Annotated in this window: 25 protein-coding genes; 16 read left to right on the forward strand and 9 right to left on the reverse strand. The window is 73.3% G+C overall.

What is annotated here, in order from left to right; genetic code table 11:
• Positions 1 to 46 precede the first annotated feature (46 nt).
• On the reverse strand, positions 47 to 421 hold the full coding sequence (locus AC069X_RS10485) for a PLD nuclease N-terminal domain-containing protein (RefSeq protein ID WP_478727129.1): 375 nt from the start codon (positions 419 to 421) through the stop codon (positions 47 to 49).
• A gap of 90 nt (positions 422 to 511) precedes the next feature.
• Between AC069X_RS10485 and AC069X_RS10490 the strand changes: the two genes are divergently transcribed.
• The 3 genes from AC069X_RS10490 to mqnP are packed head-to-tail and all read left to right on the forward strand — an operon-like array spanning position 512 to position 3,362.
• On the forward strand, positions 512 to 1,969 hold the full coding sequence (locus AC069X_RS10490) for a menaquinone biosynthesis decarboxylase (protein WP_478727131.1): 1,458 nt from the start codon (positions 512 to 514) through the stop codon (positions 1,967 to 1,969).
• On the forward strand, positions 1,966 to 2,442 hold the full coding sequence (locus tag AC069X_RS10495) for a hypothetical protein (protein ID WP_478727133.1): 477 nt from the start codon (positions 1,966 to 1,968) through the stop codon (positions 2,440 to 2,442). The genes AC069X_RS10490 and AC069X_RS10495 overlap by 4 nt, the downstream gene beginning before the upstream one ends.
• Positions 2,442 to 3,362 (forward strand): menaquinone biosynthesis prenyltransferase MqnP, encoded by a 921-nt coding sequence (gene mqnP / locus AC069X_RS10500; protein ID WP_478727135.1) that lies wholly within the window; start codon positions 2,442 to 2,444, stop codon positions 3,360 to 3,362. Before AC069X_RS10495 ends, mqnP begins: the two co-directional genes overlap by 1 nt.
• 307 nt (positions 3,363 to 3,669) lie before the next feature.
• On the opposite strand, the gene AC069X_RS10505 is transcribed toward mqnP, so the two are convergent.
• The gene (locus AC069X_RS10505) at positions 3,670 to 4,275 is read right to left on the reverse strand and encodes a rhomboid family intramembrane serine protease (protein ID WP_478727576.1); all 606 of its coding nucleotides are present in this window, start codon (positions 4,273 to 4,275) and stop codon (positions 3,670 to 3,672) included.
• Between the two features lie 96 nt (positions 4,276 to 4,371).
• On the opposite strand from AC069X_RS10505, the gene AC069X_RS10510 reads away from it, so the two are divergent.
• Positions 4,372 to 5,043, forward strand: a complete 672-nt coding sequence (locus tag AC069X_RS10510; protein WP_478727137.1) for a UbiX family flavin prenyltransferase — start codon at positions 4,372 to 4,374, stop codon at positions 5,041 to 5,043.
• Here AC069X_RS10510 and AC069X_RS10515 read toward each other — a convergent pair.
• Entirely contained in the window at positions 5,040 to 5,174 is a 135-nt protein-coding gene (locus AC069X_RS10515; protein ID WP_478727139.1) for a hypothetical protein, read from the reverse strand. The two genes, AC069X_RS10510 and AC069X_RS10515, sit on opposite strands and share 4 nt — an antisense overlap.
• Before the next feature lie 121 nt (positions 5,175 to 5,295).
• Between AC069X_RS10515 and AC069X_RS10520 the strand changes: the two genes are divergently transcribed.
• From AC069X_RS10520 to AC069X_RS10540, 5 genes are all read left to right on the forward strand, one after another.
• A complete protein-coding gene (locus AC069X_RS10520) occupies positions 5,296 to 5,751 on the forward strand; it encodes an Lrp/AsnC family transcriptional regulator (RefSeq protein WP_125595371.1) in 456 nt (151 codons plus the stop codon).
• 61 nt (positions 5,752 to 5,812) lie between these two features.
• Positions 5,813 to 6,976, forward strand: a complete 1,164-nt coding sequence (mqnE, locus tag AC069X_RS10525) for an aminofutalosine synthase MqnE (RefSeq protein ID WP_478727141.1) — start codon at positions 5,813 to 5,815, stop codon at positions 6,974 to 6,976.
• A gap of 97 nt (positions 6,977 to 7,073) precedes the next feature.
• Positions 7,074 to 7,598: an N-acetyltransferase family protein gene (locus AC069X_RS10530; RefSeq protein ID WP_478727142.1), complete on the forward strand. Its 525-nt coding sequence runs from the start codon at positions 7,074 to 7,076 to the stop codon at positions 7,596 to 7,598.
• Between the two features lie 28 nt (positions 7,599 to 7,626).
• Positions 7,627 to 7,983 carry a DUF4229 domain-containing protein gene (locus AC069X_RS10535; protein WP_478727143.1) on the forward strand — a complete coding sequence of 119 codons (357 nt, stop codon included), beginning with the start codon at positions 7,627 to 7,629 and terminating at the stop codon, positions 7,981 to 7,983.
• A 440-nt stretch (positions 7,984 to 8,423) separates the two neighbouring features.
• Positions 8,424 to 9,755: a dicarboxylate/amino acid:cation symporter gene (locus tag AC069X_RS10540; RefSeq protein ID WP_478727145.1), complete on the forward strand. Its 1,332-nt coding sequence runs from the start codon at positions 8,424 to 8,426 to the stop codon at positions 9,753 to 9,755.
• Positions 9,756 to 9,832: 77 nt separating this feature from the next.
• On the opposite strand, the gene AC069X_RS10545 is transcribed toward AC069X_RS10540, so the two are convergent.
• The gene (locus AC069X_RS10545; protein WP_478727147.1) at positions 9,833 to 10,267 is read right to left on the reverse strand and encodes a VOC family protein; all 435 of its coding nucleotides are present in this window, start codon (positions 10,265 to 10,267) and stop codon (positions 9,833 to 9,835) included.
• A gap of 532 nt (positions 10,268 to 10,799) precedes the next feature.
• On the opposite strand from AC069X_RS10545, the gene AC069X_RS10550 reads away from it, so the two are divergent.
• Complete coding sequence (locus tag AC069X_RS10550) at positions 10,800 to 11,729, forward strand: WD40 repeat domain-containing protein (RefSeq protein WP_478727149.1); 930 nt, start codon at positions 10,800 to 10,802, stop codon at positions 11,727 to 11,729.
• 29 nt (positions 11,730 to 11,758) lie between these two features.
• Here AC069X_RS10550 and AC069X_RS10555 read toward each other — a convergent pair whose 3' ends face one another.
• From AC069X_RS10555 to AC069X_RS10565, 3 genes are all read right to left on the reverse strand, one after another.
• Entirely contained in the window at positions 11,759 to 12,061 is a 303-nt protein-coding gene (locus tag AC069X_RS10555) for a hypothetical protein (protein ID WP_478727151.1), read from the reverse strand.
• A 19-nt stretch (positions 12,062 to 12,080) separates the two neighbouring features.
• Entirely contained in the window at positions 12,081 to 14,039 is a 1,959-nt protein-coding gene (locus AC069X_RS10560; protein ID WP_478727153.1) for a WD40 repeat domain-containing serine/threonine protein kinase, read from the reverse strand.
• A gap of 88 nt (positions 14,040 to 14,127) precedes the next feature.
• Positions 14,128 to 14,427 carry a hypothetical protein gene (locus AC069X_RS10565; RefSeq protein ID WP_478727155.1) on the reverse strand — a complete coding sequence of 100 codons (300 nt, stop codon included), beginning with the start codon at positions 14,425 to 14,427 and terminating at the stop codon, positions 14,128 to 14,130.
• 35 nt (positions 14,428 to 14,462) lie between these two features.
• On the opposite strand from AC069X_RS10565, the gene AC069X_RS10570 reads away from it, so the two are divergent.
• From AC069X_RS10570 to AC069X_RS10580, 3 genes are read left to right on the forward strand one after another with little or no spacing between them, the layout of a single operon-like run.
• Complete coding sequence (locus AC069X_RS10570) at positions 14,463 to 14,912, forward strand: hypothetical protein (RefSeq protein WP_478727156.1); 450 nt, start codon at positions 14,463 to 14,465, stop codon at positions 14,910 to 14,912.
• Between the two features lie 52 nt (positions 14,913 to 14,964).
• Positions 14,965 to 15,918, forward strand: coding sequence for a helix-turn-helix domain-containing protein (locus AC069X_RS10575; protein WP_478727157.1), 954 nt, complete (start codon positions 14,965 to 14,967; stop codon positions 15,916 to 15,918).
• On the forward strand, positions 15,915 to 16,247 hold the full coding sequence (locus AC069X_RS10580) for a hypothetical protein (RefSeq protein ID WP_478727159.1): 333 nt from the start codon (positions 15,915 to 15,917) through the stop codon (positions 16,245 to 16,247). The genes AC069X_RS10575 and AC069X_RS10580 overlap by 4 nt, the downstream gene beginning before the upstream one ends.
• 203 nt (positions 16,248 to 16,450) lie before the next feature.
• Here the strand turns inward: AC069X_RS10580 and AC069X_RS10585 are convergent, their stop codons facing one another.
• Entirely contained in the window at positions 16,451 to 17,356 is a 906-nt protein-coding gene (locus AC069X_RS10585; protein ID WP_478727161.1) for a DUF2199 domain-containing protein, read from the reverse strand.
• 454 nt (positions 17,357 to 17,810) lie between these two features.
• Between AC069X_RS10585 and AC069X_RS10590 the strand changes: the two genes are divergently transcribed.
• Positions 17,811 to 19,355, forward strand: coding sequence for a DUF4153 domain-containing protein (locus AC069X_RS10590; RefSeq protein ID WP_478727163.1), 1,545 nt, complete (start codon positions 17,811 to 17,813; stop codon positions 19,353 to 19,355).
• 398 nt (positions 19,356 to 19,753) lie between these two features.
• Here the strand turns inward: AC069X_RS10590 and AC069X_RS10595 are convergent, their stop codons facing one another.
• Positions 19,754 to 20,500 (reverse strand): LppU/SCO3897 family protein, encoded by a 747-nt coding sequence (locus AC069X_RS10595; protein WP_478727165.1) that lies wholly within the window; start codon positions 20,498 to 20,500, stop codon positions 19,754 to 19,756.
• Positions 20,501 to 20,630: 130 nt separating this feature from the next.
• On the opposite strand from AC069X_RS10595, the gene AC069X_RS10600 reads away from it, so the two are divergent.
• The gene (locus AC069X_RS10600) at positions 20,631 to 22,577 is read left to right on the forward strand and encodes an AMP-dependent synthetase/ligase (RefSeq protein ID WP_478727166.1); all 1,947 of its coding nucleotides are present in this window, start codon (positions 20,631 to 20,633) and stop codon (positions 22,575 to 22,577) included.
• A 113-nt stretch (positions 22,578 to 22,690) separates the two neighbouring features.
• The gene (locus tag AC069X_RS10605; RefSeq protein WP_478727168.1) at positions 22,691 to 24,259 is read left to right on the forward strand and encodes an alpha/beta hydrolase; all 1,569 of its coding nucleotides are present in this window, start codon (positions 22,691 to 22,693) and stop codon (positions 24,257 to 24,259) included.
• The last annotated feature ends 11 nt before the right edge of the window (positions 24,260 to 24,270 follow it).

Raw genomic sequence — 24,270 nt, forward strand, 5'->3', positions numbered from 1 at the left:
TTGGCCGTGTTCCGTCACGTCCGCGGCCCGGGTCGCCGGACACCCGCTAGTCCTTGCCGGGCTCGCCGCCCTTGCCCTGGTCGTCCTTGTCCCCGTCCCCGTCCTTCTCCTTCTCCTTCTCCTTCTTGCGCTCCTGCTCCTCGCGCAGGGACTTCAGGAACTCCGGGTTGTCGTCGGGCGCCACCCACTGCGCCCGGCGCCCCCGGCCGCCGCCCCCGCCGCCCCCGCCGCCGCCGACCGCGGCGCGCTTGCGGCCCGCGAAGAGCCACACCACCGGCCCGACGATCGAGAACAGCAGGATGATCAGCACCCAGACCGTCTTCGGCAGGTGCTTGACCTCCTCCTCGGGCGTGTTCAGGCAGTCGATGAAGGCGTAGATGGTCAGCGCCAGGATCAGCAGGAACGGCAGATAGCGCAGCACGGTGTGGGACCGACTCCCGGGAAGTGACGACGGGCCCGCGCGGGGCCCCGGTGACGGTTCCAGGGTATGGGGTGACGGATACTGGGCTCCATGGCTTACGACGATCTCCGCTCGCTGCTCCGGGCTCTGGAGCGGGAGGGCGACCTCAAGCGCATCAAGGCCGAAGTCGACCCGTACCTGGAGGTCGGGGAGATCGTCGACAGAGTGAACAAGGCCGGCGGTCCGGCCCTGCTCTTCGAGAACGTCAAGGGCTCGGCCATGCCGCTCGCCATGAACGTCTTCGGGACCGACCGCCGCCTGCTCAAGGCCCTCGGCCTCACGTCGTACGGCGAGATCAGCGAGAAGATCGGCGGCCTCCTCAAGCCCGAGCTGCCCCAGGGCTTCATCGGCGTCCGCGAGGCCTTCGGCAAGCTCGGCTCGATGGTCCACGTACCGCCGAAGAAGGTGAAGGGCGAGTCCGCGCCCGTCCAGGAGGTCGTCCTCACCGGCGACGACGTCGACCTGGACCAGCTGCCGGCCCTCTTCACCTGGCCCAAGGACGGCGGCTCCTTCTTCAACCTGGGCCTCACGCACACCAAGCACCCCGAGACCGGCGTCCGCAACCTCGGCCTCTACCGCCTCCAGCGCCACGACAAGCGCACCATCGGCATGCACTGGCAGATCCACAAGGACAGCCGCAACCACTACGCCGTCGCCGCCGCGCGCGGCGAGCGGCTGCCCGTCGCGATCGCCTTCGGCTGCCCGCCCGCCGTCACCTACGCCTCCACCGCGCCGCTGCCGGGCGACATCGACGAGTACCTCTTCGCCGGGTTCGTCGCGGGCAAGCGGATCGAGATGGTCGACTGCAAGACGGTCCCGCTCCAGGTCCCGGCGAACGCCGAGGTCGTGATCGAGGGCTGGCTGGAGCCCGGCGAGATGCTTCCCGAGGGCCCCTTCGGCGACCACACCGGCTTCTACACCCCGCAGGAGCCCTTCCCCGCGCTGAAGATCGACTGCGTGACGATGCGCAGGCGCCCGCTGCTCCAGTCGATCGTGGTCGGCCGGCCGCCGACCGAGGACGGCCCGCTGGGCCGCGCCACGGAGCGGTTCTTCCTCCCGCTGCTGAAGATCATCGTCCCGGACATCGTGGACTACCACCTCCCCGAGTCGGGCGGCTTCCACAACTGCGCGATCGTCTCGATCGACAAGAAGTACCCCAAGCACGCCCAGAAGGTCATGCACGCCATCTGGGGCGCGCACATGATGTCGCTGACCAAGCTGATCATCGTGGTCGACAAGGACTGCGACGTCCACGACCTGCACGAGGTCTCCTGGCGGGCCCTCGGAAACACCGACTACTCCCGCGACCTCACCGTGGTCGAGGGGCCGGTGGACCACCTGGACCACGCCTCGTACCAGCAGTTCTGGGGCGGCAAGGCGGGCATCGACGCGACGAAGAAGCTGCCGGAGGAGGGCTACACCCGCGACGGCGGCTGGCCCGACATGGTCGAGTCCGACCCGGCGACGGCGGCCCTCGTGGACCGCCGCTGGAAGGAGTACGGACTGTGAGTCCCAACATCGCCATGGGCGGCCCGGCGCTCTTCATCGGTGACGACACCACGTACGTGGCCCTCGTGCGCCCCGAACTCGACCCGGCCGACCCGGAGGTCCGCGAGGCCGCCGCGGAGGCGGGCGTCAGCCCCGAGGAGTTCGTCGGCCCCGGCGGCGTCTGGGCGCTGATGTGGGACGAGGAGGACGGCGGCGGCGGCTTCGAGCTGCCCGGGCTGCGCGACGCGGACGCCGACGACTTCGCCGAACGCCTCCTCGCGGAGCTGTCCTTCGCCGAAGCCGAGCCGTTCACCGTCGAGGCCGGCCCCGTGCTGAGCCTGGAGGGCCGCCCGGACGGTGGTGACTGCGCCTTCCTGGCCCGGATCACCCCGCCGGAGGGCGAGGAAGTCCCGCCGCTCACCCTGGAGATCACCCCGGAGGCCGTGGACACCCTCCGCGCCGACCTCGAAGAATTCCGTGGGAGCCTCGCCTGATGACCACCGCCGACGAGGTCCTCGGCTCCGGACCCACCCCGCAAGCACCCGGCAGGGTCAAGGCCTTCCTGCGGCTCGTGATGATCGAGCACTCGGTCTTCGCGCTGCCCTTCGCGTACATCGCCGCGCTGACGGCCATGTTCCGGCTCGACGGGCGCATGCACTGGACCGAGCTGCTGCTCGTCACCGTCTGCATGGTGGGCCTGCGGACCTTCGCGATGGCCGCCAACCGGATCATCGACCGGGAGATCGACGCCCGCAACCCGCGTACCGCCGGGCGCGAGCTCGTCACGGGCGCCGTCTCGGTGCGGTCCGCCTGGACCGGCGCGGGGATCGCCCTGGTGGTCTTCCTCGGTGCCGCGGCCCTGCTGAACCCGCTGTGCCTGGCGCTGGCGCCGGTCGCCGTCATCCCGATGGTGGTCTACCCGTACGGCAAGCGCTTCACGGACTACCCGCACGCCATCCTGGGCCTGGCCCAGGCGATGGGCCCGGTCGGGGCCTGGCTGGCGATCACGGGCGAGTGGTCCTGGGAGGCGGTCATCCTGGGCCTGGCCGTCGGCGTGTGGATCGGCGGCTTCGACCTGATCTTCGCCTGCCAGGACGTGGCCGCCGACCGGGCGGAGGGCGTCCGCTCGGTCCCGGCCCGCTTCGGCGTCCCGGCGGCCCTGTGGGGCGCCCGCGGCGCGCACGTCGTCACCACCGGCCTGCTGGCCTGGTACGGCGTGGCGACGGAGGCGGGGGTGCTGTTCTGGCTCGGCCTGCTGGTCGTCGTGGCGGCGTTCCTCTACGAGCACACGATCGTCAAGCCGCACGACCTGTCCCGCCTGAACCGGGCGTTCTTCACGGTCAACGGTTTCATCGGCATCGCTCTTTTCGTGTGTGCTCTGGCCGATCTGGTGGTGCGGGGTCTGACGGTCTGACTAGCGTGCGGCCTGCCATCGAGTGCATGGACAGGGAGGCCGACGTGACCGTCTCGGAGAGCGACCGCCCGCACTCACAGCTCAGCCGGTTCGAGGACATGTTCCCGGGCTAACGCCCGGCGCGGGATCCCGCACTACCTGATCTTCGACCCCTACAAGGCGCACTGCGTCACCCTCTGGAACCCCGGCCCCGACGGCTACCGCGGCCGGGACGTGATCCCGTACGGCGACGCGGTCGTGGTGGAGACCGGCATCGGCAAGCTGGCCGTCGACACCTCAGGCCTCCCCGTGGACCCCGGGTCGGCCGTCAGCTGAGCAGGGCCGCCCGGCGGGGTGCCGGGCGGCGGAAGCAGAGGGCCGTCAGGACGCCGCCCACCAGCCCGCACAGGTGGCCCTGCCAGCTGATGGCCGGGTCCAGCGGCAGCAGGCCGAGGAAGAACCCGCCGCCCCAGTACGCGGCGACGGCCACGCCCACCAGGACGCCGAGCACCTTCCGCTCGACGAACCCGCGCACCACCACGTAGCCGAAGAGTCCGTAGACCACGCCCGAGGCGCCCAGGGTCATGCTGTCCGACGGGGAGATCAGCCAGGTGCCGACGCCGTCCGCCAGGATGATCAGCCCGCACACCGCCAGGAAGCGCCGGATCCCGGACAGGGCGGTGATGAAGCCGAGGACCAGCAGGGGGACGCTGTTGGAGGCCACGTGGCCGAAGCCGAAGTGCAGGAACGACCCGGTGAGGACGCCGGTGAGGCTGTCCGGGTCGCGGCCCACGATCCCGTACGCGTCCAGCGCGTGCCCCGTGGCGTAGTCGACGGCCTCCAGCGCCCACAGCAGCGCCACCCAGCCCAGCATCAGCATCGCGGCGGCCTTGGCGCGCTCCGTGCGGGTCCAGGCCGGCCCGGCCGGCGTCATCGTGCTCATGGTGTCCCCCTCGTGCCGTCCCACCCCCTGGGACGTGCGGACACCTTACCGAGTGCCCTCGCGCCGTGGCCGGATAGTCTCGGAGGTATGACTGACGGCAAGCGCACCCCGTGGGTGGTCGGGGTTTCCGGGGCGTCCGGGACGCCGTACGCGGCGGCGGTGGTCCGAGGACTGCTGGCGGCGGGCGAGTCGGTGGACCTGGTGGTCAGCCGGGCCTCGCGGCTCACCCTCCTGGACGAGACCGGGATCGCCTTCCGGGACGCGCACTGGCGCGCGGACCTGGAGGAGTGGCTGGGCCGCGGCGCGGACGGCAAGCCGGGGACCTTCACGGGGTTCGACCTCGACGGGGTGCGGTACTGGGGTGCCGGGGACCTGGCGGCCGGTCCGAGCTCGGGCTCGTACCCCGTGAAGGGGATGCTGATCGTCCCGGCCTCCACCGCCTGTGTGGCGGGTGTGGCGCTCGGGCTGTCGAAGGACCTGCTCCAGCGCGTCGCGAGCGTGACGCTCAAGGAGCGGCGCCGGCTGGTGGTCGCGGTGCGGGAGACCCCGCTGAACGGACAGACGCTGAGGCATCTGGTGGCGCTGGACGAGGCGGGCGCGGTCGTGCTGCCCGCCTCTCCGGCGTTCTACGCGGGCGCGACGCACATCCAGGATCTGGTGGATTTCGTCGCGGGGCGGGTGCTCGACGCGGCAGGTGTGCCGCACGCGCTGTACCGCCGTTGGGAGGGGGAGCTTGGCAGCGCCCGCCCCCGTGACTAGCGCTTCTTGTGGGTGCGCGGCTTGCGGGTCTTGTCCACGCGGTGGGCGGCGGCGGGCTGGTCGGTGCGGGATCGGTTGGCCAGCTCCTGGAGCTGTCGCATGTGCGCGTAGGCCATCTCGATCGTGTACACGGTGAACCACTCCTGAAGATCGTCATTGATCTGTTGAAAGATTCACAGGGTGTTGACCCTGTGTGCCTTTGATTCTATACCTAAACTTGCAGGATCGCCGAATAATGGAAGGCTCCACGTAATGGACACGGTGGACAGGCAGCTCATCCAGGCGCTTCGGGAGAACGGCCGCGCCTCGTACGCGGAGCTGGGCCGTCTCGTGGGCCTCTCCGGCCCGAGCGTCACCGACCGGATCAACCGTCTGGAGACGGCCGGCGTCATCACCGGCTACCGCGCGACGGTGGCCGCCGCCGAGCTCGGTCTCGGCGTCACCGCCCTGATCGGGATCTCCCTCTCCGACGCGGCCGACCACGAGGACGTGGCGCGCCGGCTGCGCGACTTCCAGGAGATCGAGGACTGCTGGTTCATCGCCGGCGACGACTCGTACATGCTCAAGGTGCGCGCCGGCGACGTCGACGGCCTGGAGCGGATCATCCGCAAGCTCTCCGGCACCAAGGGCGTCTCCCGCACCCGCACCACGATCGTGCTCTCCACCAAGTGGGAGAACCGGGTCGGCGACCTGCCCGAGGACGCCTGAGAGTACGGTGGGTGGCGGTTGCACACAGGTCTGGACAGGGACAGGTAGAGGAGACACCGGCATGGACGCGGGGCTCAAGCGTGAGCTGGAGGAGAAGGTCCGCTCCGGCGAGCGGCTGACGCGTGAGGACGGCATCGCCCTCTACGAGTCGGACGACCTGGCCTGGCTGGGCGGCCTCGCCCACGAGGTGCGCACGCGCAAGAACGGCGACGTGGTCCACTTCAACGTCAACCGCCACCTCAACATGACGAACGTGTGCACCGCGTCCTGCGCGTACTGCTCGTTCCAGCGCAAGCCGGGCGAGAAGGACGCGTACACGATGCGCATCGAGGAAGCCGTCCGCCTGGCCAAGGCCATGGAGAACGAGAACCTCACCGAGCTGCACATCGTCAACGGGCTGCACCCCACCCTCCCGTGGCGGTACTACCCGCGCTCCCTGTCCGCCCTCAAGGAGGCCCTGCCGAACGTCTCGCTGAAGGCGTTCACGGCCACCGAGATCCACCACTTCGAGACGATCTCCGGCCTCAGCGCCTCCGAGATCCTCGACGAGCTGATCGAGGCGGGCCTCGAATCGCTCACCGGCGGCGGCGCGGAGATCTTCGACTGGGAGGTCCGCCGGCACATCGTCGACCACAACACCCACTGGGAGGACTGGTCGCGCATCCACCGCCTGGCGCACGAGAAGGGCCTCAAGACCCCGAGCACCATGCTCTACGGGCACATCGAGGAGCCGCGCCACCGGGTGGACCACGTGCTGCGGCTGCGCGAGCTCCAGGACGAGACCGGCGGCTTCCAGGTCTTCATCCCGCTGCGCTACCAGCACGACTTCGTGGACATGCAGGACGGCAAGGTCCGCAACAAGCTCCAGGCGCGCACGACGATGGCCACGGGCGCCGAAGCCCTCAAGACCTTCGCGGTCTCGCGCCTGCTGTTCGACAACGTCCCGCACGTGAAGGTCTTCTGGGTCATGCACGGCGTGCAGACCGCCCAGCTGGCCCTCCAGCACGGTGCCGACGACATGGACGGCTCGGTCGTCGAGTACAAGATCACGCACGACGCGGACAACTACGGCACCCCGAACAAGCTGGGCCGCGACGACCTCCTGGAGCTCATCCGCGAGGCCGGCTTCCGCCCGGTCGAGCGCAACACGCGCTACGAGGTCATCCGCGAGTACCCCGGCCCGGACGCCTCGCTGCGCGAGACCCCGCAGGCGATGCGCGTCTGACCCGCCCGAGGGAGCCCCGGTCCGGCCTCGCCCGGCCCGGGGCTCTTGTGTGCCCGGGCCCGTTGCCCACGTCTGCTGTAATAGATACTATTCGGTAATGACCCTTACCTTCACCTTCGATCCGGTCGTCGGCCCCGCCCTGCGCGACGGCATCGCGCGGCTGTGGACCGAGGTCACCAACGCCGGCGGCGCGGTGGGGTTCGTCCCGCCCGTCACCGTCGACGACATCCGGCCCGCGCTGGTCAGGCACCTCGTCGCGATGGCCGAGGGGCGCCACCGGCTGCTCGTCGGACGGGACGCCGAGGGGGCCGTCGTCGCCGCCGCCTTCCTCGCTTTCGAGCAGCACCCGTTGCGGAAGCACTGGGTCTGGGCGTACACGGTGATGGTCGACCCCGCCCTCCAGGGCCGCGGCGCCGGGCGGCGGCTGATGGCCGCCCTCGCCGACGCGGCGCGCTCGCTGGAGGGCATCGAGGCCATCCGCCTGGAGTGCCGCGGCGGCGCCGGACTGGAGCACTTCTACGCGGCGTGCGGCTACAAGGAAGTCGGCCGGGTGCCCGGTGCCATCCGCGTCGCCCCCGGCGACGACCGCGACGACATCGTGATGCTGCTGCCGTTGCACTGACCCCACCGGGCCGAAGCGGGGGCCCGGCGTGCTTCACTGGACGGGCACGTGCCGACGTAGAAGAGAGGGAGGGGTCACCGTGGCCCTCAAGCCGAGCGCGACGATCCGCTACACCGCGATGCGCCTGGGCATCTTCGTCGGTTGCCTGGTGCTCGTCGCCGTCCTGGTCAACCTGGGCTGGGTGCCCGCGGGTCTGGGCGACGCCAACTTCGCCTGGGTCGTGCTGCTCGCGCTGGTGCTCTCCGCCCCGCTGTCCTTCGTCCTGCTGCGCAAGCAGCGTGACGAGATGTCCGAGCAGATCGCCGGGCGCGTCGCGGGTGCGAAGCAGAAGCTCGCCGCGAACCGCAGCCAGGAGGACGCCGCCGACGACGTCGCGCGCGCCTGATCCGAGGCGCGGCCGGTCCGGGGGACCCCCCTGCCGGTTAGCTTCCTCACAGCCGCACCGCGGCACCCTCGCCCATCGAACGAGCCCCAGCGCCGGGAACACCCCCCGCCACGCTGGGGCTTCGGCGTTCCCGGGGTGCCGCAGACCCGGAATGCCGACCTCCATGCGATCGATGCTCAAAGCATCCCTTTGAGTTTCTCAAAGCAGAGGTGTTAGCGTGTTCAACATGTTGACCGCAGCCGCGCACCCGATGAGCCAGAGCGTCCCGCTCGTGGCGCGCCTGCACGTCGACTTCTGCCGCCGCGTGTCCGCGGCCTGTTGCTGTTGCCGCTGAGCCAGCAGCGGTCCCCGGCCGGCCCGGCCTCCTTTCCGGCTGCCGCCGTACCGCACCCCTCGCAGAAACCTTCCGCCGTACGTCCGTGCGTCCCCCGGAGAATGCCGTGTCCGCATCCCCCCAGGCCCAGGCTCCCGCCAAGGCCTCCTTCTCGTTCCCGTTCTGGGCGCAGATCGTCACCGGTCTCGCGCTCGGCGTCCTCTTCGGCTGGCTCGCCCGCAGCCAGGACATCAGCTGGCTGAAGACCACGCTGGAGCAGGTCGGCGACATCTTCGTCCAGCTCCTCAAGCTGGCCGTCGCCCCGCTCGTCTTCTTCGCCATCCTGGTGTCCATCACCAACCTCCGGAAGGTGAACAACGCCGCGCGGCTCGCCACCCGCACCCTGCTCTGGTTCATGATCACCTCGCTGATCGCGGTGGGCATAGGACTCGCGATCGGCCTGCTGACCGACCCGGGCGCCGGCACCGGCCTCACCCCGGCCGACGGCAAGGAGCCCAAGCGGCACGGCTCCTGGATCGACTTCCTGACCGGCATCGTGCCGAAGGACATCGTCACGCCCTTCACCGAGCTGAACGTCCTCCAGATCGTCTTCCTCGCCGCCGTCGCCGGCATCGCCGCCCTCCAGCTCGGCGCCAAGGCCCAGCCCGTCCTGAACCTCGCCGAGTCCGTCCTGGAGCTCCTCCAGAAGGCCCTGTGGTGGGTCATCCGCCTCGCCCCGATCGGCACCGTCGGCCTCATCGGCACCGCCATCGCGAGCTACGGCTGGGACCTGATCGGCAAGTACGCCACCTTCACCGCCGACGTCTACATCGGCTCGGCGCTCGTCATGTTCGGCGTCTACCCGCTGCTGCTGTGGGCCGTCGCCAAGGTCAACCCGGTCCAGTTCTTCAAGGGCGCCTGGCCGGCCATCCAGCTGGCCTTCGTCTCCCGCTCCTCGGTCGGCACCATGCCCGTCACCCAGAAGGTCACCGAGCGCCTCGGCGTCCCGAAGGAGTACGCCTCCTTCGCCGTCCCGTTCGGCGCCACCACCAAGATGGACGGCTGCGCCGCGATCTACCCGGCACTCGCCGCGATCTTCATCGCGAACATCTTCGACGTGCAGCTGGGCATCAAGGAGTACCTGCTCATCGCGTTCGTCTCGGTGGTCGGCTCCGCCGCCACGGCCGGCCTGACCGGCGCGACCGTGATGCTCACCCTGACCCTCTCCACGCTGGGCCTCCCGCTGGCGGGCGTCGGCCTGCTGATGGCGATCGACCCGATCCTGGACATGATGCGCACCGCCACCAACGTCGCCGGCCAGGCGGTCGTCCCGGTGATCGTCTCCGCCCGTGAGGGGATCCTCGACAAGGAGGCCTACGCCGCCGCCTCGTCCTCCCCGCTGGACGAGCCGGCCGCCGCCACCCCCGGCACCGCCGCCCCGGTGCCCGCCGCCGCCTGACCCCCGTCACGGCACGCGCCGCAGCCCCCGCCCCGGATCCGGGGCGGGGGCTGCGGCGTCCACGGCTCCGGGACGCGTCAGTCCAGGCAGAACTCGTTGCCCTCGGGGTCCGCCATCGCGATGATCCCCTCGTCGATGCCGTCCGGTTCGAGGCGGTACAGGCGCTCGGCGCCCAGCGCCTCCAGCCGGGCGGCCTCCACCTCCAGCGCGTCCATCCGCTCGGCGCCCTTCAGGCCCGGGGCCGCGCGTACGTCCAGGTGCAGACGGTTCTTCACCGCCTTGCCCTCCGGGACCCGCTGGAAGAACACCCGCGGCCCCCTGCCGTCCGGGTCCGAGATGGCCGACCGGCTGTTGTGCCGCTCCGGCGGCACGCCCCAGGCCGTCAGCGCGGCCGGCCAGTCGGCGAAGCCCTCCGGCGGCGGCTGGACGCGGTAGCCCAGCGCCTCTGCCCAGAAGGCGGCGAGCGCGGCCGGGTCCGCGCAGTCGTAGGTCACCTGGAATTCCTTGGCCATGCCGATGCCTCCGCACGATCGGGACCTGTCCCCGCGGGATCGCCGACGGGTGACAGGGGGGAAGGGAAAGGGGGCCGGGCCCGCGCCTCTCCGGGCTCAACATATAGCGCACCAGGGGCCCGCCACAAGATCACCGGCCGGGTGCCCGCTCTCCAACCCGGGCCCGCGCAAAGGGGATTGGGGTTGTGCGCGCCGACGCCGGAGCGGCGGAGGCGGGCATGGCTCGGTCATAGGCGGAACTCCTAACGTCACGGGACACGTTCACGCCGTCAGACGGGGGAATTCGCATGACATCGACCGCCAGGCGCGGGGGGAAAGGCCCGGCCCCTGACGCCCCCCCCCCCCCCCCACCCCCACCCCCCCCCCCCCCCCCCCCCCCCCCCCCCCCGCCGCCCTGCTCGCCGGGACCGCCACCGCCGCGACCGCCGCCGGCCCGGCCGCCGGGACCGTCACCCCGCTCGGCCCGCCGCTCGCCAACGGCGACTCCGCCGGCGACGCGGCGATCAGCGCCGACGGCCGCTACGCGGCCTACGTGGAGGGCAACGCCTTCTTCTCGGACATGTGGTGGATCCGCCTCGTCGACGCGGCGACCGGCCAGAGCCTGGGAGCCCTCCCCGGGAGCGGCTACAGCGTCGGCAACACGGCCTTCAGCGCGGACGGCCGCCACGTCGGCTACAGCACGAGCGGCGACGCGACCGCGCGGATCTACGACCAGGTGACCAAGCAGAGCACCGTCCTCACCCCGCCCGGCTCCACCACCTACGCGTGGGGCCGCTTCGAGGCCCTCACCCAGGACGGCCGGTTCATCGCCTACTCCGTCGGCGCCACCGGCCCCAGCCAGTACCGGGTCCGCGACCAGGTGACGGGTACCGACCAGCCGGTCACGCCGAAGGCCGCCGCCGGCCGCACCGGCGGATCCGTCCGGTCCGTGGGCCTCTCCCGCGACGGCGGCACGGTCGCCTACGGCCTCGACTACACGGGCACGGCGGCGGACAAGGGCGACGTCCACGTCCTGGACCGGGTGACGGGCGCCGTCCGCCAGCTGGACGTCACCCACAACGGCGCCGCCGCCAACGGCAGTTCCCAGATCGTCCGGCTCACCGAGGACGGGAACACCGTCTACTTCAACTCGACGGCCACGAACCTCCTCGCGACCCCGGTCCCCGCGGGCTCCCAGGCCTACCGGTACGACCTGACGGCGAACCGCCTGACGCACCTGGGGCCCGCGCTCCGGAGCATCACCGACGACGGCCGGTACGCCGTGATCCAGGAGAACGGGGTGCTGTACCGCCAGGACCGCACCGCCGGCACCCGGGTCCAGATCGGCACCGCCGGCAACCACGGCTACGGCCACCGCGCGATCTCCGCCGACGGCAGGTCCTACGCCTTCACCACGAGCGACCAGGCGGTCACCGGCGTGTCCGGCTGGTACGCGCGGCCGTACCTGCGCCGCTTCGAGTGATCCGGCCCCTCCCCCCTCCCCTCTCCCCCTCAGACCGTCTGCCACCTCCCGTACGCCACCGCCGCCAGCACGAACGGCACGGCGTACCACCAGCGTCCGAGGCTGCGGTGGAAGACGGGGACGGTGGTCAGGAGCAGCCCGAGGAACCACATCCCGACCGAGAGGGTGGCGTAGAAGCGTGCGTCGTCGCGCATCGGGTCGTACGGGGAGTCCGGCTGCAGCACCAGCGAGCCGTAGAGGAAGAAGGCGGCGGGCACGTAGAAGAGGGCCAGGGGCAGGGCGAGCACCCAGCGCAGGCACCCCTGGTCCTCGGGCAGGTCGATGGACGTCATCCGGCCATCTTCGCCGCCGTCAGGACCACTTCCACACCCGGATGGTGGAGTCGTCGCTGCCGCTGGCGAGGGTGTCACCCTTCGGACTGAACGCGACCGAGGTCACGGTGCTGATGTGGCCGTTCAGGGTTCCCCGGGGGGAGTGGTCGCCCATGTCCCACAGCCGGACGGTGCGGCCGCCGCCGCTGGCGAGGATCGCGCTGTCGTGGCTGAACGCCAGCGACCGGACAGTGCTGTTGTGGCCCGTGAGGCCGCCGGTGGTGGTGGCGATGCCGGCCTCCGGGTCCCACAGCCGGATGGTGTTGTCGGCGCTGCCGCTGACCAGCAACGAGCCGGTCGAGTGGAACGCCAGCGAGGCGACGGCCTTGGTGTGCCCGGTGAGGGTGGCCCTGGTGGAGCGCCTGCCGATGTCCCAGAGGCGGATGGTGCCGTCGGCACTGCCGCTGGCGAGGGTGGTGTCGTCGAAACCGAACGCCACTGACAGCACCGGCTTGGTGTGGCCGCTGAGGGTGGCGACGGCGACCGGATTCCGGTTCACCACGTCCCAGAGGCGGACGGTGCCGTCGTCGGCCCCGCTGGCCAGGGTCTTGCCGTCCGGGCTGAACGCCACCGCGCGCACGTGCCCCGCGTGTCCCGCCAGGACGCCGACGCGCTCCAGGCTGTGGACGTCGTACAGGCACAGGGTCGTGTCGCTGCCCCCGACGAGGACCGAGCCGTTGGGGCTGTAGGCCACGCAGGTCAGGGCCGCGTCGTGGCCGGGGGAGAAGCTGAGGCCGGCCTTGCCGAGGAAGTTCCACAACCGGAGCCTGCGGTCGTTGCCGCCGCTGGCGAGGTACCTGCTGTCCGGGCTGAACGCCACCGACTCCACCGAGCCGGCGTGCGTCCTGATCTCGTGGTCGAAGCGCATCCCGCCCGTGCCGAGCGGCCCGTCGCTCGCGGCGCCGGAACCCCCGCCGCTCTTGTCGGCGGCGCCGGTGCCGCCGTCCTTCCTGTCTCCGGTCAGCCGCACCACGGCGTACGCTCCGCCCGAGATCCCCGCCAGCGCGCCGAGCGTGCCGAGCAGGACGTTCCGGCGGCTCGGGCCCCGGTCGGCCGACGCCGCCGGGGCGGACGCCCGCAGGTCCATGGTGGGGACGTCGCGCACGACCGCCGCCTCCCGCAGCAGTGCGCGCAGCCGGTCGGCGACGGACGGGGCGTCGGGCCGGCCGGACGGCTCCTTGGCCAGCATCGACGCCACCAGCTCCACCAGCGCGGGCGGCAGGTCCGCCCGTACGGAGCTCAGGGAGCGAGGTTCCTCGTCCAGGTGCATCCGCATCAGCACCCACGGCTGCGTGATCCCGGCGAAGGGGGTCGCGCCGGTCAGCAGTACGTACATCACGCAGCCGAGGGCGTACACGTCGCAGCGGCCGTCCACGGACTCGCCCCGCCACTGCTCGGGGGCCATGTAGGGCGGGGTCCCGAAGGGCCTGCTGGTGGCGGTCAGGCCGGTCGTGGAGTCGGCGGCGCGGGCGATGCCGAAGTCGCAGATCTTGAGGCGGCCGTCGGTGAGGAGGAAGAGGTTCCCGGGCTTCAGGTCCCGGTGCACCACCTTCTGCGCGTGCGCGGCGGCCAGCGCCTCCGCCGCCTGGAGGGCCAGATCGAGCGCCCGGGGCAGGGGGAGGCCGTCGCCGGGCGAGTCGGCCAGGACGTCCGAGAGGTCCCGGCCCTCCAGCAGCTCCATCACGATGAAGAGCCGGTCTTCGTGGTGGCCGATGTCGTGGACGACGGTGATGCCGGGGTGCTGGAGCCGGGCCCCGATGGCCGCCTCGCGGCGGAAGCGGCCGAGCTGCTCCTCCGTCGCGTCGAAATCCAGCAGCACCTTCACGGCCACGGCCCGGCCCAGTTCGGCGTCGTGGGCCCGCCACACCTCGCCCATGCCGCCGTGCCCGAGCCGCACGTCCAGCCGGTACCGTCCGGCCAGCTGTTCCCCCGGCTCCATCCCGCCCCCTGGCCGACCCTGTCAACTCCTGCGCGTGCAAGGGGTCATTGTGCCGCAAGGAAGCCCGTCCGGGCGGAGGCCGGCCTTCCTACAACCGGCACGCCAGAAGGACGGTGACCGGAGGCGGGACCACCGCGATCCAGCCCGCCCAGCGTCCCGCCGTGGCCAGGGCGGGACGCTGCCGGAGCAGCAGGCAGGTCACGGCGAGCACCGGGGTGACGGTCCAGGAGGCGAGCCAGAACACCATGACGGCCGCCACGGTCCTGGGGTGGACCGCCTCGGCCATTCCCGACAGGGCCCCGAAGGTGAAGGCCACCGGGATCAGGGCCACGGCCAGGACCGTGCACCAGGTCAGGGCGGTGTCGGATGCGGGGGTCGTCTCGCTCATGGGTCCAGCCAAGCGGCCGCGGGGGCGGTGCGCCTGTGGGCGCGTACTCAGGACGGCCGGTCTTCGTACTCATCCGTGACGCGGCCGGCCGGGACCCGGTGACCCTCGGCACAACCCCCGAGGGCCGGCTCGTGACGCGGACGGTGTCCTACAACCGGCCGCGCGGCAGCGTCCCGCCGCCGGACGACGACCCGCCGCCCCCGCCCCCGGCCGACCGGGCCCCCGTACCGGAGCCGCAGCCGGAGCCCGCCCCGGTGGCGGCCCCCGTGCCGGTGGTGGCCCAGCCCGTACAGGAGCCCGCCCCGGTGGCGGCGCCACCCGCCCCCGTCACGGCCGTTCCCGCCAAGGCCGCGCCCGCGACCCGGCAGGCCGTCGCCCGGCGGCCCGACCCGATGCAGAACTGCGACGGCTGCGACCGCGCCTTCCGGGCCCCCGAACCGGGCCGCTGCGGCGGCTGCCCGCCCGAGGAACCCCTCGCCGCGTAGGGCGGCGGGCCCCGCTGGAGTCTCCCCTGGGGGGAGACGGCAGGGTGGGGGCATGGACAGCGAAACGCTCTATTCCATCGGGGACTTGGCCCGCCGGACCGGGCTGACGGTGAAGACGATCCGGTTCTGGTCCGACCAGGGCCTCGTCCCGCCGACCGGCCGCACCCCGGCGGGCTACCGGCTCTACGGCCCCGACGCCCGCGCCCGCCTCGACCTGGCCCGCACCCTGCGGGAGCTCGGGATCGACCTGGCGACCGTACGCAGGGTGCTGGACCGGGAGGAGTCCCTGGCGGAGGTCACCCGAGCCCACGCCGACGCCCTGGACCTGCAGATCCGGACCCTCCGGCTGCGCCGCGCGCTGCTCCGCGCGGTCGCCGGACGGGGCCGCCCGACCACCCTGGAGATGGACCTCGTGCACCAGCTCGCCACGCTCTCCCGGAGCGAACGCCACCGGCTCGTCGCCGACTTCCTCGACGACACGTTCCGGGACTTCGACGCGAATCCCGAGTTCGTGCGCCTGATGCGGTCCGCCCTGCCCGAACTGCCCGAGGACCCCACCTCCGAGCAGGTCGACGGCTGGGTGGAACTCGCCGGTCTCTGCCGGACTTCCGGCTTCCGCGCCGCCGTCCGGCGGGCGGCCGAGGAGCAGGCGCAGCAGCTCGCGGGGCTCTCCGGGGCGGGGGCCGTCGCGTTGCAGGAGGCCCTGGGCCGGGAGGTGCGCGAGCGGATCGACGAGGCGCGGTCCGCCGGCCTGCTGCCGGCCGCCGACGCGGACGCGGACTCGGGGGCGGACTCGGGGGCGGCCGATCCCCTCGTCGACCTGTACGCCCGTGCCTACGAGCGTGCCGAGGAGGGCGACCTCCGGCGCTGGCTCCTCGCCCGGCTGCGGACGGGCGGGGACCCGCTGGTGGAGCGCTACTGGCGGCTCCTGGCCACGGTCAACGGCTGGCCCCCGTCGTCCACGCTCGCGCCCGTCCACTCCTGGTTCACGGGGGTGGCGGCATGAGGACGCGCGAGCTGGCGTTCGGCCTGTACGCCGACGGGGAGGGGCTGTCCTGGGTCAGGGCGCTCGTCGAGGACGCCGTGGGGGCCCGCAGCGCCCGGATCGCCCGGATGACCGCGACGCCCAGCGGCGACGCCGACGACTTCCTGGCGCGGCAGTGGGCGGTGGAACACCCCGGCCTCGGCCCCGGCGGCCGGCGGCCGGTCGTCCTGCGGGTGCGCGTGGTCTGTTCGCTGCGGACCCGCAGGACCCTCCGGAAGGCGGTGATCGCCGCCCTGTGCCCGGAGGGGGAGGCCCCGCACGCGTGCCGCGTCCCGTGGTCGGCGTACTAGGGCCTGTCGTCAAACTGCCGTCGTCGCCCGGAGGGCGGCCCCGCGGCGTCTGGTGCGTGCTCTCGGCGTGCCGGGCGGCAGCCCTCGTACTGGACGTACTCGGGCTTCCGCCCGGTGCGGCGAGAGCGCGTGCCAGGCGTCGCGGGGCAGACGGAAGTTTGACGACAGGCCCTAGGCGGCGTGGGCGGCGGAGGCGGCGCCGGTCAGGACGTACGGCCGAGCGAGCGCCAGATCCCCTGGGCCCACGCCAGGTCGGCGGGGTCCTCGTGGGCGCAGAACACCCCGACGGCGCTCCCGGAGGGGTGGACGGCGAACCCGTGGAACTCGTGGCGCGGGCGGCCGGTGTCCTGCGGGGTCAGCCAGAACGCGTACCGCACTCCGCCGTCGGGCGTCGCCTCGCGGGCGCGCTGGGCGGGGCGGGTGTCGGGGGCGCCCGACAGGATGGCGGTGAGGAAGTCGGCCGGGGCCCGGCCCGGGACGTCGTCCTGCATCAGGTTGACGGCCGCGCTGCGGTGCGGGCTGGTGTAGTGGTCGGTGCCGTCGGAGAAGGAGGCGGTGAGCCCGGCGGTGCGCAGCACCGACCAGCCGTCGCCGAGGTCGGTGCGCACGTCGACCGGGAGCGGGTACGGGAAGCGGCTGAGGACCTCGTCCCGGTCCCATACCTCCGTCAGGATGCGGGCGGTGGCGGGGTGGTGTGCGCCGACGAGGACGGGCAGTTCGTCCGGGTCGGCGACCTCGGCGGTGACGTCGGCGCCCAGCAGGTCGTCGCCCCAGGGCTGGATGTGGTTGGCGAACGTGCCGCGGAAGGTGAACTCCGCGTAGGCGGGCTCCTCCCACAGTTCGTGGGCCTCCCGGAGGACGGCGTCGTCCACCCGCACCCAGATCCCGAGCACCAGCTCGGTGTCGTGCGTCAGCCGGACGGGCAGCAGGCAGCGGATGAACGAGCCGACGCCGTCCGCGCGGAGCAGGGCGCGCACGCCGTCGAGCCGGTGGAGTGCCTCGCCGGGCAGGCCGAAGGCGGCGTCGGGGAGGTGGTAGCCGAAGTCGATGCGGCGCTCGTCGGAGAGCGCGTCACCGCAGCAGGAGCAGGTGGGGAGGTGCGTGTTCACCCGCGCAGCCTAGGGGTGGGATTGTCACGGTCCTGCCACAAGGGCGAGTTGAATGTGTTCAAAACCTGGGGGTGCGGGCCTACGCTGGCCGCTCCGCAACAGGGGGAGGGACTCGATGTCCGAGACCGCCGACAACGCCGCGAACGCCGGACAGCCGAAACCGGACGCCGCCGCCGGACCGGCCCAGGGCGGCCCGCCGGAGGCAACGGCGCCGCAAGGCGCGCCTGGGCAGGGCGCGCCCCCGCAGGTTCAGCCTCCGCAGGGTGCGACGGCGCAGGGCGGGACGGCGCAGGGTCCGCAGCCGCAGGGCGCGCAGCCCGCAGGTCCGGCGCCGCAGCCGCAGGGCGCGACTGGGCAGGGGTCGACGCCCCCGGGGGTGGTCCCCCCGCCTCCGGCTCCGCCGTTCGCGCCCGGGTTTCCCGGGCATGACCCGGCCGCGTGGCACGCCTGGCAGATGCAGCAGTTTCAGCTGCGCCGGCAGCAGGCCCAGCAGGAGGCCGCCGCGCGCGCGGCGAACTCGATGTGGCGGCGGATCAAGCCCGCCGAAGCCGCCCCGATCCAGACCGCCACCCTGGTGGCCGTACTCGCCGCCGGGCTCACCACCTCCGTCGTCCTCGGCGACGGCATGGGCCCCGGGCTGCTGCTCGCCGCGCTGCCCGCCATGGCGGCCGCGTACGTCGCCGCCCGCGCGGCCGGGCGCAAGGCCCGCCCCTGGAGCCTGGTCTGGGTCCTCGGCTGCGTGGCGCTGCTCGCCGTACCGGCGCTGCGGGACTCCGCCTGGCCGTCCACCCTGGCGATCCTCGCCGCCCTGCTGCTGGCCGCGCTGGCCCTGCACGGAACCCGCCGCTGGCCCGGCGTACTGCTCGGCCCGCTCGGCTTCCTCGACAGCGCCGTCACCGGAGTCGGCTGGGCCTGGGCGGGCGTCCGGGCGCGCGGCGGCGGAGCGGGCCGGGAGCGGTGGCTGCCGGTCGTCAAGGCCGGCGTGGTGGCGGTGCTGCTGCTCCTGGTCTTCGGGGCACTGTTCGCCTCCGCCGACGCGGCCTTCGCCGACCTCCTCGGCGGCCTCGTCCCCGACGTCTCGGTGGGGGACGGCCCGCTGCGGTTCCTGCTCTTCCTGCTCGGCGCCGTCCTGGCGCTGGCCGCCGCCCGCACCGCCGCGGCCCCGCATCGCTGGGACCGGGTGAAGACCCGGCAGTGGAAGGCGCGTTCGCGGGTGGAGTGGAGCCTGCCGCTGATCGTGCTGAACCTGCTCTTCGCCGGGTTCAACGCGGTGCAGCTGGCCGTGCTGTTCGGCGGCTACGACAAGGTGCTGGAGAGCACGGGCCTCTCGTACGCCGCCTACGCGCGCCAGGGCTTCTGGCAGCTGCTCTGGGCCACCCTCTTCGTCCTCGTGGTCATCGCGTTCGCCCTGCGCTGGGCGCCTCGCGGCGGGGCCGGCGACCGGCGGCTGGTCCGCTCGGTGCTGGGGACGCTGTGCCTGCTGACCCTGGTGGTCGTCGCGTCGGCGGTGCGCCGGATGGACCTGTACGTGGACGCGTACGGGCTGACGAGGCTGCGGCTGTCGGTGGTGACCATGGAACTGTGGCTGGGCCTGGTCATCGTGCTGCTGATGGCGGCCGGCGTGGCGGGCGGCCGCTGGCTGGCCCGGGCGGTGGTCGGCAGCGCGGCGGCGGCCGTACTGGCCTTCGGGCTGGCGTCGCCGGACGGGATCATCGCGGAGTACAACGTCGCCCGCTACGAGCAGGACGGCAAGCTGGACCTCGCGTACCTCCGCGACCTCTCGGCGGACGCCGTCCCGTACCTGGACCGCCTCCCCGAACCCCGCCGCTCCTGCGCCCTGATGCCGATCGAAGCCGACCTGCGCCGCGCGGCCGGCGCCCCCTGGTACGCGACGAGCCTGGGCGAACACCGCGCTCGCCGGATCCTCCAGGACCGCCCGGTGACGGCGACGGCCCTGGAATGCGGGCGCCTGGGGGCGTACGGCAGCCGGGTGGAGTAGGAGGCCGACGGGGCACCCGCTACGGCTCGGCCCCCTCGGCCCCCTCGGCCCCCTCGGCCGCCACGGGGCGGGGCCACGCGCCGAGCGCGTGACCGCGGACTCACGGACACCGGCGACAGCGCAGGGCGTAGCGCAGACGGGTCTCGGCGGCGGCCTTGGCGTGGTCGCGCTGGGCGAGGGCGCACCGCTGCCAGGCCTCCGTGTCGGAGCGCATCTCCCCCCTGGTCGTCCCGGGGACGGATCGGGGGGTCCCCGGCGGGCGGGCATCCGGCCCGGTCGGCGTGGGTGTCCGTCCCGGGGCGTCCCGGTCCGGGACCCCCCGAGGCGGTCGGGGGCGTGGTCGCCGCCGTCGTCGTCGGAGTGGCCGTCCGGGTCTGGCGGCGGGCTTCGCGGAAGGGTCAGGCGCGGGAGTAGGAGCCGATGCCGACCAGGCAGTAGACGTACTCGTTGATGACGCTGCCGTTGATCGTGTACTGGTACGAGAAGCCGTACTCGGTGCGCGGGTTCTCGTCGCAGCGGCTCATGTCGTGGGTGCCGGGGAAGCGCTGGATGACCCGGTAGTGGGCGTCGTCCGCCGAGCAGGGGACCTCCTTGACGCCGTGGACCGTCTGCGCGGTGGTGGAGTCCGGGAGCCGGCCGTTGAGGCACGTGCCCGTGTCGAAGGGGCGCGGGGGCTCCTCCGTGGTCGGGGTGGGGGCCGGGTCGTAGGTCGGCGGGTCGTAGGTCGGCGGGCTGTACGTCGGGGGGTCGTACGTCGGCGGGGTGTACGGGGTGTACGTCGACTCCGGGGTGGGGGAGGACGAGGACGAGGACGCCGTGGCCGGGTCCGGGTCGGAGTCGGCCGTGGCCAGGGCGAAGCCGATGATCAGCGCTGCCGCCACCCCGAACGCCACCACGCACCCGACGGCCCCCTTCCGCCCGGCCGGGGCCGGCTGCGGCGGTGCCGGGGGCGGGGCCGGCGGGCCGGACACCCGTATGCGGATCAGGACTTCGGTCTCGCCGACGCGGGCCCGCACGAGGTCGCCGTTGCGGGCCGGGGGTATGCGCAGGCGCTGGGGGCCGGTCGCCAGGGGGACGGTGACGAGGGCCCCTTGGGCGGCCTGCGCGGGGGTGAGCGTTAAGTCGAGTTCCTGTGACGGCGACACCGGCTGCTCCTCGGGGGGTGGGGACGGGCCCGTGCGGAATTCTGCCCGGTGGGCGCCGGCCGACGCAGGCGTTCCGGGATGCGGGGCCGGCGTGTGCGTGCCGTCGACGGGGTGTGGAGCCGGCGGGGAGATGGCGTACGAGGGGTGGTCGGGGGCGTGGGGGCGTGCGTACATTACCGCCGGTAACACCGCGACGACCGAGGAGAACGCCGTGGACGCAGCCGCGCCGAAGCCTGCCGAGCCCGTCAAGACGATCGTGGGCGGGGTGGTGCGCGAGGTGTCCGTGCCGGCGCTCGCGGGGCCGGCGACGAGCGGGTCCCTCGGGGACATACCGTTCCAGAACGCCCGCGAGGCACCCCGGGAGCCGGTGCTCGCCCGCAAGGACCGCGACGGCGTCTGGCAGGACGTCACCGCCGCCGAGTTCGCCCGCGAGGTCCTCGCCGTCGCCAAGGGCCTGATCGCCGAGGGGCTCGCCGAGGGCGACCGGCTCGCCATCATGGCCCGGACCACCTACGAGTGGACCCTGCTCGACTTCGCCGGATGGGCCGCGGGCCTGGTCACCGTACCGATCTACCCGACCTCCTCCGCCCTCCAGGCCCGCTGGATCATCCAGGACTCCGGGGCCGTCGCCTGCGCCGTCGAGGACACCGTCCAGGCCCGCCTCATCAGCGCCGAACGCCCGAACCTCCCCGGGCTCGCGCACCTGTGGGAGTTCGACACGGGCGCGCTGGCCCGGCTCGTCAAGGCCGGGGAGCACCTGCCCGACGCCCTCGTGCACGCGCGCAGGGCCGCCCGTACCCCCGACTCCGTCGCCACCCTCGTCTACACCTCCGGCACCACCGGCCGCCCCAAGGGCTGCGTGCTGACCCACGGCAACTTCTTCGCCGAGGTCGACAACGCCGTGGAGCTCCTGCACCCCGTCTTCCGGTCCGTCAGCAAGGACCCCGCCTCCACCCTGCTCTTCCTCCCGCTCTCGCACGTGTTCGGGCGGATGGTCGCCGTCGGCTGCCTGCGCGCGCGGGTCAAGCTCGGACACGCGCCGAGCATCGCCACCGAGGAGCTGCTCGCCGACCTCGCCGGCTTCCGGCCGACCTTCCTGCTCGCCATCCCCTACGTGCTGGAGAAGGTCTACAACACCGCCCGCGCCACCGCCGAGAAGATGGGCCGCGCCTCCTCCTTCGACCGGGCCGCGCGCATCGCGCAGCGGTTCGGGGAGACCGCCGAGGGCGAGACGCCCGGGATGGGCCTGCGGGCCGCCCGCGCCCTCTACGACCCGCTCGTCTACCGCCGCATCCGGGCCGCCCTCGGGGGCCGGGTGCGCTACGTCCTCAGCGGCGGCTCCCCCCTCGGGCGGCGGCTCGCCGCCTTCTACACGGGCGCCGGCGTCGACGTCTTCGAGGGCTACGGGCTGACGGAGACGACGGCGGCCTCGACCGTCACCCCGCCCCGGCGCCCCCGCCTCGGCACCGTCGGCTGGCCCCTGCCGGGGACGGCGGTGCGCATCGCCGACGACGGGGAGGTGCTGCTGCGCGGCCGGCACGTCTTCGCCGGGTACTGGAACGTGGCCGCCCACCAGCCGGGCCAGTGGCTGGCCACCGGGGACATCGGCGAGCTCGACGCCGACGGGTACCTGACCATCACCGGCCGCAAGAAGGACCTGATCATCACCTCCGGCGGCAAGAACGTCGCCCCCGCGCCCCTGGAGGACTGGCTGCGCGCCCACCCCCTGGTCGGCCAGTGCCTGGTCATCGGCGACAACCGCCCCTACATCGCCGCCCTCGTCACCCTGGAGCCGGACGGGCTGGCCCACTGGCGGCAGATGCACAAGAAGCAGGGCGTGCCGATCCGCGAACTCGTCACCGACCCGGAGCTGCTGGCGGAGCTCCAGCGGGCGGTCGACGAGGCGAACAAGCTGGTCTCACGGGCCGAGTCCATCCGCCGGTTCACCGTGCTGCCCGGGGAGTTCTCCGAGGCGCGCGGGCACCTGACCCCCTCGCTGAAGCTCAGGCGCGGCGCCATCGCCCGGGACCACGCGGAGCAGATCGACGCGCTGTACCGGACACCCCGCACGGCATGACGGCCCGCGCCGTACGGGGGACCGCACGCCCGGCCGCCCGAGGGGCGGGGGCGGCGGGGCCCGCTTATGGTGGGCTGGGCCGACCGGCCCGGGGGGTGACCCGAGGAGGGCGCATGCCCCGTCGCCGCCACCGTCCCCGCCCCCGTACGGCCGCCGGCGCGGCCTGCGCGCTGGTCCTGGCCGCCTCCCTGGCGGCCGCCCCCGCCCCCGCCCCCGAGGGAGATCCGGACCGGGCACGCGCCCCCGAACCACCGGCCGCGGCGGCGACACCGGCCGCCCCGGGCCTACGGTGGGGCGACTGCCCCCTGGAGCGGGTGCCCGACGCCATGCGGTGCGCCGAGGTGACCGTCCCCCTCGACTACGCGGACCCCGCCAAGGGCACCACCCGAATAGCCGTGGCCCGCATCCCCGCCACCGCCCCCGGCCGCAGGCCCCTCGGCTCCCTGCTGCTGAACTACGGCGGCCCCGGCGGCCCCGGGATCGCCTCCCTGGCCGCCGACCCCAAGGTCTTCGCGAAGCTCGGCGAACGCTACGACCTCGTCGCCTTCGACCCCCGCGGCGTCGGCCTCAGCTCCCCCGTCTCCTGCGGCGGCTCCCAGGAGACCGGAGACGACGTGCCCGGCGACGCCGCCTCGCAGCTGGCCGCCCTGCGGGCCGTGGCCGAGCGGTGCGCGCTGCACTCCGGGCCCGTCCTCCCGTACATCGGCACCGTCAACGTCTCCCGGGACATGGACCGCATCCGCGCGGCCCTCGGCGACGAGAAGCTCAACTACCTCGGCTTCTCCTACGGCACCCGGCTCGGCGCCGTCTACGCCGCGCAGTTCCCGAAGAAGACCGGCCGGATGGTCCTCGACGGGGTCGACACCCTCACCGAACCCATCGCCGAGCAGGCCCTGGTCTCCGCGCGCGGGCAGCAGCGGGCCCTGGAGAACTTCCTCGCCTGGTGCGCCCACCAGCACGACTGCGTCTACGGCACCAACACCCGTACCGCCCGGGAGAAGGTCGAGGCCCTGGTCGAACGCCTCGACCGGCAGCCGCTGACCGGGGCCGACGGCACGCACTTCACCGGCCAGGACGCCGTCGCCGGCATCGGGGCCGCCCTGTACTCCAGGAGCCTGTGGCCGGACCTCGCCGAGGCCCTCGCCCGCGTCGAGCGCGACGGCGACCCCGCCCCGCTGGCCGCACTGGCCGGCCCGCCCGAGGCGCCGCCCGAGGAGGGCCCCGCCAAGATCCCCGAGGACAATGCCGCGGCCGCCCTCACCGCCGTGAACTGCGCCGACGACCCCGACCGGAGCAACGACAAGGCCACCCCGGAGGCGGTCGAGCAGGAGATCCGCGACCTCCAGGCCGAGTTCCACCACGCCTCGCCGGTCTTCGGGCCGGGCCAGCTGATGACCGTACTGTCCTGCTACGGACGCCCCGCCGGCACCGACTTCATCCGCCGGATCGACCGCCCGGGCGCGCCCCGGATGCTGCTCGTCGGCACGCGCGGGGACCCGGCGACCCCGTACGAGTGGACGGAGGAGACCGCCCGCCGGCTCGGGTCGGCGGTGGTGATCGACTACAAGGGCGACGGGCACACCGGCTACGCCGCCTCCGCCTGCGTACGCGGCTACGCCGACGACTTCCTGACCGGCGGGAAGCTGCCGGGCGGCACGCGCTCCTGCCCCGCCGGGGAGTGACCCGGCGGGGC

This window comes from Streptomyces sp. NPDC043896, assembly GCF_056435605.1.